7 protein-coding genes and 1 tRNA gene are annotated in these 11,879 nt (G+C 40.3%); 4 read left to right on the top strand and 4 right to left on the bottom strand.

From position 1 onward, the window contains the following. Nucleotides 1–202: 202 nt before the first annotated feature. Nucleotides 203–1,750, bottom strand: coding sequence for an N-6 DNA methylase (locus FJR06_RS21460; RefSeq protein WP_168652236.1), 1,548 nt, complete (start codon nucleotides 1,748–1,750; stop codon nucleotides 203–205). Nucleotides 1,751–2,022: 272 nt separating this feature from the next. Continuing rightward, nucleotides 2,023–2,096 (bottom strand) — tRNA-Pro (locus tag FJR06_RS21455). Nucleotides 2,097–2,221: 125 nt separating this feature from the next. Here FJR06_RS21455 and lipA point away from each other — a divergent pair. The 4 genes from lipA (at nucleotide 2,222) to FJR06_RS21435 (ending at nucleotide 6,647) form a co-directional block, all read left to right on the top strand. Then, nucleotides 2,222–3,091: a lipoyl synthase gene (gene lipA / locus FJR06_RS21450; protein ID WP_168632101.1), complete on the top strand. Its 870-nt coding sequence runs from the start codon at nucleotides 2,222–2,224 to the stop codon at nucleotides 3,089–3,091. Nucleotides 3,092–3,171: 80 nt separating this feature from the next. Then, nucleotides 3,172–4,143: an NAD(P)H-dependent glycerol-3-phosphate dehydrogenase gene (locus FJR06_RS21445; protein ID WP_168652235.1), complete on the top strand. Its 972-nt coding sequence runs from the start codon at nucleotides 3,172–3,174 to the stop codon at nucleotides 4,141–4,143. Between the two features lie 653 nt (nucleotides 4,144–4,796). Next, nucleotides 4,797–6,032, top strand: coding sequence for an RNA polymerase sigma factor SigC (gene sigC, locus FJR06_RS21440; protein WP_168652234.1), 1,236 nt, complete (start codon nucleotides 4,797–4,799; stop codon nucleotides 6,030–6,032). A gap of 159 nt (nucleotides 6,033–6,191) precedes the next feature. Beyond that, nucleotides 6,192–6,647: a Fur family transcriptional regulator gene (locus FJR06_RS21435; RefSeq protein ID WP_015080256.1), complete on the top strand. Its 456-nt coding sequence runs from the start codon at nucleotides 6,192–6,194 to the stop codon at nucleotides 6,645–6,647. Nucleotides 6,648–6,915: 268 nt separating this feature from the next. Here FJR06_RS21435 and FJR06_RS21430 read toward each other — a convergent pair whose 3' ends face one another. Together FJR06_RS21430 and cobN are read right to left on the bottom strand one after the other, a co-directional pair. Beyond that, on the bottom strand, nucleotides 6,916–7,953 hold the full coding sequence (locus tag FJR06_RS21430; RefSeq protein ID WP_168652233.1) for a peptidoglycan-binding protein: 1,038 nt from the start codon (nucleotides 7,951–7,953) through the stop codon (nucleotides 6,916–6,918). A gap of 19 nt (nucleotides 7,954–7,972) precedes the next feature. Continuing rightward, on the bottom strand, nucleotides 7,973–11,746 hold the full coding sequence (gene cobN, locus FJR06_RS21425; RefSeq protein WP_168652232.1) for a cobaltochelatase subunit CobN: 3,774 nt from the start codon (nucleotides 11,744–11,746) through the stop codon (nucleotides 7,973–7,975). Between the last annotated feature and the right edge of the window lie 133 nt (nucleotides 11,747–11,879).

The following is an 11,879-nucleotide window of genomic DNA, read 5'->3' as shown; positions in this document are numbered from 1 at the left end:
TTTAAAACCCCCATTCCCTTGTAGGGAAGGGGGGAAGGGGGGTTAGGTTTTTGGAGATTATGGGTTTCATATAATACTTTTCAAACAACCTCTAAAGGATAAGCAACATAACCATCAGGGTGTTTTTCGACAATGATTTTGATATTTTTCATAGTACCTTAGAACAAAAAAAAGACACCAAAAATAAGCCTAACACAGTCCATCAACTGTTAACTGTCAACTGTAAAATACTTGCCAAAATCTCCGCACTTTCCCCATCTAAAATCGCAATTTCATCCAAAATTTCCTGGGGTTCTCGTAAAGCTGCTTCCTCCCCCTTATGCGGATTTTTCACCGACAGATCAAAACTCTCCTGATCAATATCCGTAACATCCACCAACCAAGACTTTTCCGATTCCGAAAAAGTGGATTGTAACTCCACAAACTCCTGTAAATCATCATCATTCAGGGAATTAGTTTTCCCCATATTCCGCCCCGGATCTAATTGATAATACCAAATTTTCCGAGTTGCCATTTGTTCATTTATAGACTTCCCTTGATTAAAAATCGGTGTTGTCTGAATCGCGTCTACAGGTTCTCCCTTTTCAAAGAATAAAACAACAGTTTTCACCCCCGCCCCGATAAAAGTTCCTCCAGGACAATCTAAAATAGAATGTAAATTACAACTACTCAAAAGCTCTTGACGCAAAGCCCGCGAAGCATTATCAGAATTAGAAAGAAAGGTATTTTTAATAACTACCGCCGCCCTACCGCCAACCTTCAACATTTTGATAAAATGCTGCAAAAATAAAAACGCCGTTTCCCCAGTTTTAATATTAAAATTATTCTGTACTTCCTTCCGTTCCTTCCCTCCAAATGGCGGATTTGCTAAAATCACATCAAAACGATCTTTATCTTGAACATCACTAAGATTTTCCGTCAAAGTATTAGTATGAATAATATTCGGCGCATCAATGCCATGTAAAATCAAATTCATGATCGCAATGACATAAGCCAAACTCTTCTTTTCCTTACCCGTAAAAGTATTTTTCTGGAGTATTTCCAGTTGTTTAGTTGTCAGATTACCCTTGGGTTGAGCGAAGCCGAAACCCTGTCTTAAATAGTCGTAACTTTCACATAAAAAACCCGCAGAACCACAAGCACCATCATAAATTTTTTCCCCAATTTTCGGCTTAACAACCTGAATCATGGCGCGAATTAAAGGACGTGGTGTATAATATTCCCCACCATTACGCCCCGCATTGCCCATATTCTTGATTTTCGCTTCATAGAGATGGGATAACTCATGTTTTTCCTGTTGGGATCTAAATCTTAATTCATCAATATATTCCAAAGCATCCCGCAAACTATAACCACTTTGAAACCTATTTTTAATCTCGCTAAAAATCTCGCCAATCTTATATTCTATCGTATCTGGACTAGTAGCTCGTTCCTTAAAACCCTGTAAATATGGAAATAACTTGCGGTTGACATAATCAATCAAATCATCACCAGTCAGCGCATGATTTTGATCTAATTTCCCATTTTGATCTTTAGGTGCAGCCCAAACAGACCAACGATGGGTTTCATCAATGATAAACTGATAGGAATCCCCCGCTAATTTGGCTTTGTCTTCTCTGTCCTGCTCCAAATCATCCAAATACTTCAAAAACAGTAGCCATGAAGTTTGCTCAGTGTAATCTAATTCTGTAGTACAACCTGCCTCTTTCCAGAGAACATCATCAATATTTTTAAAAGTTTGTTCAAACATTTAGCTTTATTCTAGAATTTCTATTATTAATAACTTGACTAAAATTCTACACCTAAGAGGTAAAATAAAAATCTTAACCTTTGCGCCTTTGCTCCTTTGTACCTCTGCGCGTTCGCGCAGCGTGCCGTAGGCATAACATAATTCATGCAGCCATAAACTATTGTATAGTTAATTTATAATCAACGAGTTGCCTTTAAAAACTCTTGTAGTGCGGGCATCTTGCCCGCTATATATGTACCTCATAACACCGGTAAGTGCTGTAAAGTTCAAAATCGGGATGACTGGATTCGAACCAGCGGCCCCTTCGTCCCGAACGAAGTGCGCTACCAAGCTGCGCCACATCCCGCCACAAAAATGGCATTATAAAAAGATATTACCACAATCAGCAGAAAATAACAAACTTTCTCTTTTCCACAAAGGTCTTTGCTTGCTACCATAAGATTTGTATAACTAAAATGGTAAAAGTAGACTGTGACTGTAAAACCAGACTGGTTGCGAGTAAAAGCGCCTCAATGGGAGCGTGTTGGTAACGTTAAAGAAATTTTGCGGGATTTAGCCCTGAATACCGTTTGCGAAGAGGCTTCCTGTCCCAATATTGGGGAATGCTTCAACGCGGGTACTGCCACATTTTTGATTATGGGTCCAGCTTGCACCAGGGCTTGTCCTTACTGTGATATTGATTTTGAAAAGAAACCCCAAGCATTAGATCCCACCGAACCGACACGACTAGCAGAAGCAGTGCGGCGAATGCAGCTTAATCACGTCGTGATTACTTCCGTTAACCGAGATGATTTACCTGATGGTGGTGCATCTCAATTTGTCCACTGTATTAATGCTATTCATGAAGTTTCGCCTCATACAACAATAGAAGTATTAATTCCCGACTTATGCGGTAATTGGCAAGCTTTAGAAATCATTCTCCAAGCTAAACCAGAAGTAATTAACCACAACACAGAAACCATCTCCCGCTTATACCGCCGTGTGCGTCCCCAAGGAAATTATGAGCGGACAATGGAATTATTACAGCGCTCGCGCCAAATTTCTCCCAGCACTTACACCAAATCTGGTATTATGGTCGGCTTGGGTGAAACAGATGCAGAAATTTGCCAAGTCATGGAAGACCTACGAAGAGTAGATTGTGATATTTTGACAATTGGGCAATATCTCCAACCCAGTCAAAAACACTTACAAGTATCTGATTTTATAACACCTGAGCAATTTGCCGCCTGGCAAACTTTTGGGGAAGAACTAGGATTTTTACAAGTTGTTTCTTCACCCTTGACAAGAAGCTCCTATCATGCAGAACAAGTCAGAGAATTAATGAAACGTTATCCCAGATAGTCAGTTGTTCGTTGTCAGTGGTCAGTGGTCAGTTGTTCTACCCCAATCACCAATCACCAATCACCAATTACCAATCACCAATGACCAATCACCAATTACCAAATTCAAAATCTGTCGTTATTCTTGGTGCGGGGGCTTGGGGTGCAGCCTTGGCTAAATTAGCAGCTATTAATGATTATCAGGTGCATTTATGGTCACGTTCTGACTCGCAACCTCTAGAAAAAGTATTAGAAAATAAAAATGCTCAAATAGTCTTGTCGGCTATTTCTATGAAAGGGGTCAGAGATGTGGCCTCTATGGTGCAATCTTGCCCCCTGTCTCCACAGACAATCTTTGTGACTGCAACTAAGGGACTAGAACCACAAACTACATACACACCTTCGCAAATTTGGCAAGCAGCTTTTCCTAATTCTCCTGTTGTGGTCTTATCGGGTCCGAATTTATCCCAGGAAATTGCCCAGGAATTACCAGCAGCAACGGTAGTAGCGAGTAAAAATACCAAAGCTGCCCAAACAGTCCAATTGGTATTTTCTTCTAGTCGCTTTCGTGTCTATACTAACCCTGACCCTGTGGGCGTAGAATTAGGAGGAACACTGAAAAATGTGATAGCGATCGCCGCTGGTGTATGTGATGGGTTACACTTAGGCACAAATGCCAAAGCTGCCCTAGTCACCCGTGGGTTAACCGAAATGGTACGAATCGGTAATACTTTAGGTGCGAAAACGGAAACATTTTATGGTTTATCTGGTCTAGGGGACTTATTAGCAACCTGCAACAGCCCTTTAAGCCGTAATTATCAAGTTGGTTATCAATTAGCCAATGGACAAACGCTGCCTGGAGTTCTGGCAAATCTTCCAGGTACAGCCGAAGGTGTGAACACTTGTCGGGTATTAATGGAAATTGCCCAACAACGAGGTATTGCTATTCCCATTACTGAACAAGTTTATCAACTACTTGAAGGAGCAGTTACACCCAGACAAGCGTTAGATAAACTGATGATCCGAGATATCAAACCTGAATTTGATAATTTTCCCACAGAACAAATCTGGTAAATAAGGGAGAAATGCTGACAGGGTAAGGTGTCCAATTAAAATTAAATGACTACCGCAAAATCCCTAGAAAAAATTTGTCAAATTGTCAGGAAATTACTTTTTGAGTGATGTAAATATGACTATGTAGTTTATAAACATCATCATAATTAGAAGTGAGTTTATAATCAGTTAAAAAAATAACCGTTAATATTCCTAAGCATGGTATTATTGACCAGTTAAATCATAATTGAAAATCTGGCTAAAGATTTCCATAGCTATTTGTTTAATCACACGGATACTAGCAACAAACGACTCATTGAAAATGTATTATTTCAAACTAGTAAACTGTGACGAAAATAACTATCCAGTTAAAACAGTCCAAAAGTTGATAAATTAAGTTTTCTCCTCTCCTCCGCGCTTGGACTAGTACAGTACATCGTAAGTAAGATAACCATTAAAAATCCCTAAAAAGCTTATACAATCTGCTTTTTTAATTTTTAATTGTTAATTTTTAATTCCGCCCTGCGGTACTAGTACAAAGTTTTGCAAAGAATTGTACATCGAAACCCAAACCGTGTTATTTGATGACGAGTTACGGAATAGCAACAGTTGATTAGATAACCGTAATTTTAGCTAACCATAATCTATTGTTACCTGGAGTAATTTGAGACATCATGCCAGCAACATCCTTTTATAAAAATGCCGCCCACGACGGGCAAAATCCTAGTCCACCTTTGGAGATTGAAATCAATAATGATGATGATTTGCCAGATTTAGACATGGCTACGATTGAATCTGATTTAGCTTTAGCCGCGCAAAGTACCAGACGCAGTACCGACTTAGTGCGTCTCTATCTGCAAGAAATTGGCCGAGTCCGGTTATTGGGACGAGATGAAGAAGTTGCTGAAGCCCAAAAAGTACAGCGATACTTACGAATGCGATTAATGCTTAGTGCTGCTGCTGCTGAAGGAGATGCTGTAATTATCCCCTATTCGCGGTTAATGGAGGTACAGGAGCGGTTGAAAGCAGAATTAGGACACCGCCCTTCTTTAGAACGGTGGGCGACTACTGCGGGCATAAGTTTACCTGATCTTAAACCTACCCTAGCCAATGGCAAAAGACGCTGGGCCGAAATTGCTAATTTAACAGTAGAAGAACTAGAACAAGTTCAAACTCAAGGACTGCAAGCCAAATCCCACATGATTAAGGCGAATTTGCGTTTAGTGGTATCTGTCGCTAAAAAGTATCAAAATCGGGGTTTGGAATTGTTGGATTTGGTTCAAGAAGGGACTTTAGGTTTAGAACGAGCCGTGGAGAAATTTGACCCCACCAAGGGCTATCGTTTTAGTACCTATGCTTACTGGTGGATTCGTCAAGGTATTACCAGGGCGATCGCTACTTCTAGCCGGACTATTCGCCTGCCTGTTCATATTACCGAAAAGCTCAACAAAATTAAAAAGGCGCAACGGAAAATTGCCCAAGAAAAAGGTCGTACCCCGACTTTAGAAGACCTGGGAATTGAGTTAGATATGACACCTGCCCAAGTCCGGGAAGTATTATTGAGAGTTCCTCGTTCTGTGTCTTTAGAAACCAAGGTAGGGAAGGATAAAGATACTGAATTAGGAGAATTGTTAGAGACTGATACGATTACTCCAGAGGAGATGTTAATGCGGGAATCTTTACATAAAGATTTGCATAGTCTTCTAGATGATTTAACTGGTCGGGAACGTGATGTGATTTTAATGCGCTTTGGCTTATCCGATGGTCATGCTTACTCTTTAGCAGAAATTGGCCGCGCCCTTGATTTATCACGGGAAAGAGTCAGACAAATTGAATCCAAGGCTTTGCAAAAACTCCGCCAACCCAAGCGCCGTAACCTAGTCCGCGACTATCTAGAGTCATTAAGTTAGGAGGCAGAAGGCAGGGGGCAGGAGGCAGGAGGCAATAGAAAGATATTTTCTACTGACAACTGACAATCAGCAAATATTCTCAATAGGCAATGATTGTTGCAAATCAACCCCAACATTTGTTATATTCTCAATTAATGAGCTTTGTTGAGAAAATTTAGTATGACTGTCTACACAACTGGTTCACTCAAGGCGGAATTAAACGACCGTGGCTGGCGTTTAACTCCACAACGCGAAACAATTCTGCATATTTTTCAAGAACTCCCCCAAGGTGAGCATTTAAGCGCAGAGGATCTATATCATCGCTTAGAAGCTGACAGTGAAGGAATTAGTTTATCAACTATTTATCGCACTTTAAAGTTGATGGCGAGAATGGGGATTTTGCGGGAGTTGGAATTAGGTGAAGGGCATAAACATTATGAAATTAATCAGCCTTATCCCCATCACCATCATCACTTAATTTGTGTCCGCTGTAATGCGACTATTGAGTTTAAAAATGACTCAATTTTAAAGATTGGCGGAAAAACAGCCCAAAAAGAAGGTTTCCATTTATTAGATTGTCAAATGACAATTCATGCTGTATGTCCTAAGTGCCAAAGGGCATTAATGCCTATTTAGATAACTAGGAACTTGGTATTATAGGGTTCCTTTTAGGAACTACGGTCAGAAACGGTAAGTTCTACCGAGATTGCCTGTGGAGCGGAAAAACCTCTTAGAAGCCATTCTAAGACCGTGATGAAGCAGGAAGTAAACACTAAGGTTATCGCTGTCCAGATGTGTCTAGACTTTGGTAATTTTGGGTAAGTTTTATAGAACGGATAGACATCTGCAATTTTGGAAGATGAATCAAGTAGTGCGGGAATCTAACTGCATTGAGAAAGCGGGATTAAAAACTTCCGCTTTTAACATCTTTAAGGCTGATACCATAAAATTCTTGAGCGCGACTAATTGCTTTTTTGGTATCAGATGCCATCATGCCGTTGATTTGACCTTTATAGAAACCTTTTTCATGTAGTCGTCTTTGAATTTCTAAAGTGGTAAAATCACTTTTGGCAGAATTTTTAACTAAACTATATAACTTAGAACGGGTGGTTTGTCCAGCCATACCACTAGCTTCTAGTTTGTGCTGTTTTTGAAAGCGATTTACAGCATCAACTGTGTTAGAACCATAGTAACCATTGGGCTGATTTTTTAAGAATCCGGCTATGATTAATTGTTCTTGGAGAATTCTGACGGCTTCACCGCGATCGCCTAAACTAAGTGTATCTTGATTATCTGATTTTTGGGAAGTAGTTATGTCATTTTCATCAGTCACCGCTGGTAATTTCGCTAATGTGGATTTACCAACAATGCCATCAACTGTGAGGTTATAAGCTTTTTGGAATCGTTTGACAGATTCTTGAGTAATTGGACCAAAAATCCCTGTGGAATTGCCATAATAGAAACCAGCGATTTTCAAGCGTTCTTGTAAAACTTTGACATCGGCACCTTCATCACCTTTAACAAAGAAATTGGGGTTTTTGCGTTTGTTGCTTACAGAAATGATATTATGTGGCGTAGTGAGGGTTGTAGGGGCTGTACTGATAAATTGTTTGTTGCTTTTTTCAACCTGAGATGTCGAATTTTGTGCTAGATTTTTAACAACATCACCGTTATTTTCGGTTTCAACGTGAGATGTCGAATTTTGTGCTAGATTGCCGACAGAATTGCTGTTATTTTCGGTTTCGAGTGCGAAAACACTACTAACACTATTAAGAATAGATAAAGTAAGAACCAGAGGAATCATGTATTTCCACGCATTGCTGGAAAAGAGTTGCCAATTTGGTGCTGCTGCTTTTTTGAATAAAGAACTGAGAGATATTAACTCAGTGGTTTCTATGTCTTCATTGGCAAAGGCTAAATGTAAATACGCAAGGTTTTCCATGTTCGTTTCCTAAATTAAATTATTTTTCTTCGATAGTTGCTTCTGCCTGATGGACTAAATTGCGGAGATCTTCTAAAGTTTGTATACTTACATCTTGCCATAACCCGCGCTGATTTGCTTCTAGTAGTCTTTCTGCAATATCGCGTAATGCCCAAGGATTTTTATCTTGGATAAATTCACAAACGGCAGCATCTTCTAAATATGCTTCAACAACACCTTGATACATATAATCTTCAACACATTGGGCGGTAGCATCGTAAGCGAAGAGAAAATCTACGGTTGCAGCCATTTCAAATGCACCTTTATAACCATGACGCATAACTCCAGCTATCCATTTAGGATTAACCACGCGAGAACGATAAACCCTGGCAATTTCTGAACTAAGTTGACGGACTTTAGGCTGGGATGTGTTGGAATTATCACCAAAATAAGTTTCAGGATTTTTACCTTGAAGAGAACGCACCGCTGCGGTTAAACCACCCTGAAATTGATAATAATCGTCGGAATCGAGTAAATCATGTTCTCGATTGTCTTGATTATGCAGGACAATTTGCATTTGCTTCAAGCGTTGTTCAAAAGCTTCCACATTATTGCTCCCTGTTTCCTGACTAGAGGAGTAGGCGTAAGCACTCCAATTTGTGTAAGCTTGGGCTAAGTCCTGATCATTTTCCCAGTTTTGGGAGGCCATTAGTCCTTGGAGTCCTGCACCATAAGCCCCTGGTTTTGAACCAAAAACGCGATATTGCGATCGCTCGGCTGCTACTTCTAAAGATAAACCTTCTTGAGTCCATTGTTCAGTTTCTTTGCGAACTGTATCTGCTAGAGGATTTTGATCTGCTGGTTCATCTAAAGCCGAAACCGCTTTCACAGCTTGATCAAATAAGGTGATTAAATTAGGAAAAGCATCCCGGAAAAAGCCAGAAATTCTCAGGGTGACATCCACACGGGGACGACCGACAATGGATAAAGGTAAAATTTCAAAATCTACTACTCGTCGCGCTGCACCATCCCAAACGGGTTGAACACCAAGTAAAGCTAAAGCTTCGGCTATATCATCACCACCAGTCCGCATGGTAGCTGTCCCCCACAGGGATAAACCCAGGGTTTTGGGATATTCTCCATGTTCTTGGGTGTAGGTTTCAATCAGGGTTTCAGCGGCTTTTCTGCCAATATCCCAGGCAGTTTCTGTGGGTATGGCGCGAATATCAACGGCGTAAAAGTTTTTACCTGTGGGCAGGACTTCCGGGCGGCCGCGGGTGGGTGCGCCAGAAGCACCGCTCTTGACGTATTTGCCATCAAGTCCCCGTAATAGGTTGGTGGTTTCTTCGCTGGTTTTTCGCAGGGCTGGGAGGAGTTTTTCACTGATCCAATTTTGGGTTTCTGTTCCCTCGATTATTTGTTCTACTAAGTGGGCTGCTTCTATTTCTAGGAGTTCGATGACATCGCCGATGATATGACAGGATTTAAGTTTCGCGCAAAGGCGCAAAGGAGCAAAGTGGGTTATCGGTGGGGTGAAGGGGGTTGAGAGGTTGTCTGTGAGGGGGTCTATGTCTATTTGCCATTGTTTGGCGATCGCTCTGGTAATGCCGATATAATGGCGGTTGGGGATGCGGGCGATCGCTACTATTAAGTCTCGCAGTTGTGTTCCTTGGGGACATTGGCCGAATATGTGTAAGCCGTCACGGATTTGGGCTTCTTTGAGTTCGCACAAGTAACCGTCTAGGGAGTTTAAGATTAAGGTTTCAAAGTTGGTGATGTCTTTGGGGTTGGTAATTCCTAAGTCTTTATATAGGTTTTCTTTGATGACTAATTCTTGAATACGATCTCGTATTGTTGGTAAACGGGAAGGATCTAAACTTTCGGCTTCGTAATATTCATCAATTAGGTTTTCTACCTGTTGCAATGGTCCATATAATTGGGCGCGGGTCATTGGTGGGGTTAAATGATCAATTATTACGGCTTGGGCGCGTCTTTTTGCCTGTGAACCTTCTCCTGGATCATTAACAATAAATGGATATAAATGGGGCATTGGTCCCAAGGCAATTTCTGGATAACAAGTATTAGATAAAGCGACACTTTTTCCCGGTAGCCATTCTAAGTTGCCATGTTTGCCGACATGAACTATGGCATCAGCATGAAAAGATTCTCGTACCCAATAATAAAAGGCTAAATAATTATGAGTTGGTTCTAAATCTGGCGCATGATAATTTAAACTAGGGTCGAGATCATAACCTCTTGATGGTTGAATACCGACGAAAACATTACCAAATTGAATTCCAGAAATGGGAAATGGTGATTGGTGATTGGTGATTGGTGATTGGGAAAAATTTTCTCCCCAACGTTCGATAATTTGTTTTTGAATGTTTATAGGTAGGGTAGAAAAATAGTTTTTATATTCTGTTGTTGATAAACTTTGGTTGATTGGTTTCCAATCTTTTCCTTCTGGATCATTGGTAACGCTAGATGTGAGAATTTGAATTAATTCGTCTCCGGTTTCGGGAATACTTCGACTTCGCTCAGTACAAGTATTTCCCAGTTCATAACCAGCTAATTTTAAAGCTTTGAGAATTTCTACACAACTGGCAGGAGTGTCCAATCCTACGCCGTTGGCGAGGCGGCCGTTGGTGTTGGGGTAATTTGCTAAAATTAGAGCTATGCGGCGTTCTTGGGGCTGTTTTACCCGCAATCGTACCCAGTTTGCAGCCAGTTGGGCGACAAATTCAATGCGATCGCTCACTGGTTCATAAATTACGACATCGGTTTCTAGTTTATGATTCCGAGTTTGCAAAGTTTTGAAAGACACAGCCCGGCTAATAATTCTCCCGTCTACTTCTGGTAATGCCACATTTATCGCCATATCACGGGGTGTTAAACCTTGTGATTGTGATTCCCATTGTTCAACGGAACTAGCGGAAAGAATTACTTGTAAAACAGGTACATTTAATTTTTCCCAAATTTCAGTTTGTGGTGTTTCTGTTTCTAAACTTGCTAGGGAAAAGCTGGTAGTATTCATCAATAAACTAACATGATTATTATTTTCTTCTGCAAACAATTCACATAACTTATCGCTGACACCAGGTTCACGTAATGAAGAAACAAAAACAGGTACAGGTTGTAAATTTTTCTCTATTAAAGCATTACACAAAGCATCAATAACTTTGGTATTTCCTGCTAAATAATGAGCGCGATAAAACAAAATCCCAACTTTAGGCTGATTCTTTCTTTCTTCTTCTTTCTTCTCCTGACTCTTCTCATACAATCCCACGCGGGGAACAGATTGGGGTGCTGGTGGATTAAATGCTGTTGATAGGACTGTATCAGTGATAAATTGCAACGCGTTGAAGAAATTTTCTATGCCACCTTCTTGAAAGTATTGCCAAATTTTCTGAACAATTTCTTGAGAAACTGTAGATTTGGAAATAAGATCAGGATCAAATCCGTCATCCCCTGGCATCACAATCAAAGTTGTGCCATTACGTTGGACAATTTCCTGGACTACTTCTAAACCATAAGCCCAGTAGGAACTTCCTCCTATGAGACGAAGCACAATTATTTGGGCAGATTCTAAAACTTGCTCACCATAAGCATCTATACTTATTTGTTGCTGTAGTTGTAATAAGTTGGCTACTCGAAGTTCAGGGAATTGACTAGGTAATTTGGGAACTACAGCCGCTAGGGTTTGAATATCAGTATCGGCTGCTGTAATCAACACGAAAGGGGCGGGAGTTTGTGCGAGGAAAAATAAACCTTCAGACTGATTTAATCCGCCTGGTGTGGCGCTGATTCTGTGCATAGTTGGTAATTAATAATGGAAATTTTGAATTTAAAACTTGGGCTTTTTTACGTTATTTTTAAATAAGGCAATAAATTCATCAGTAAATATTAGTTTAACATTGATAACAGCTTGCAAATTTATCTGATAAATT

The sequence above is a fragment of the Dolichospermum sp. UHCC 0352 genome, assembly GCF_009711925.1.
GTDB classification, from domain to species: domain Bacteria; phylum Cyanobacteriota; class Cyanobacteriia; order Cyanobacteriales; family Nostocaceae; genus Dolichospermum; species Dolichospermum lemmermannii.
This window is presented reverse-complemented; position numbering and strand designations above follow the sequence as displayed.

Excerpts from the sequence above, each read along its gene's own strand:
- cobN (WP_168652232.1), bottom strand. The coding sequence starts at position 11,746 with ATGCACAGAATCAGCGCCACACCAGGCGGATTAAATCAGTCTGAAGGT.
- FJR06_RS21430 (WP_168652233.1), bottom strand. The coding sequence starts at position 7,953 with ATGGAAAACCTTGCGTATTTACATTTAGCCTTTGCCAATGAAGACATA.
- sigC (WP_168652234.1), top strand. The coding sequence starts at position 4,797 with ATGCCAGCAACATCCTTTTATAAAAATGCCGCCCACGACGGGCAAAAT.
- FJR06_RS21460 (WP_168652236.1), bottom strand. The coding sequence starts at position 1,750 with ATGTTTGAACAAACTTTTAAAAATATTGATGATGTTCTCTGGAAAGAG.
- FJR06_RS21435 (WP_015080256.1), top strand. The coding sequence starts at position 6,192 with ATGACTGTCTACACAACTGGTTCACTCAAGGCGGAATTAAACGACCGT.
- FJR06_RS21445 (WP_168652235.1), top strand. The coding sequence starts at position 3,172 with ATGACCAATCACCAATTACCAAATTCAAAATCTGTCGTTATTCTTGGT.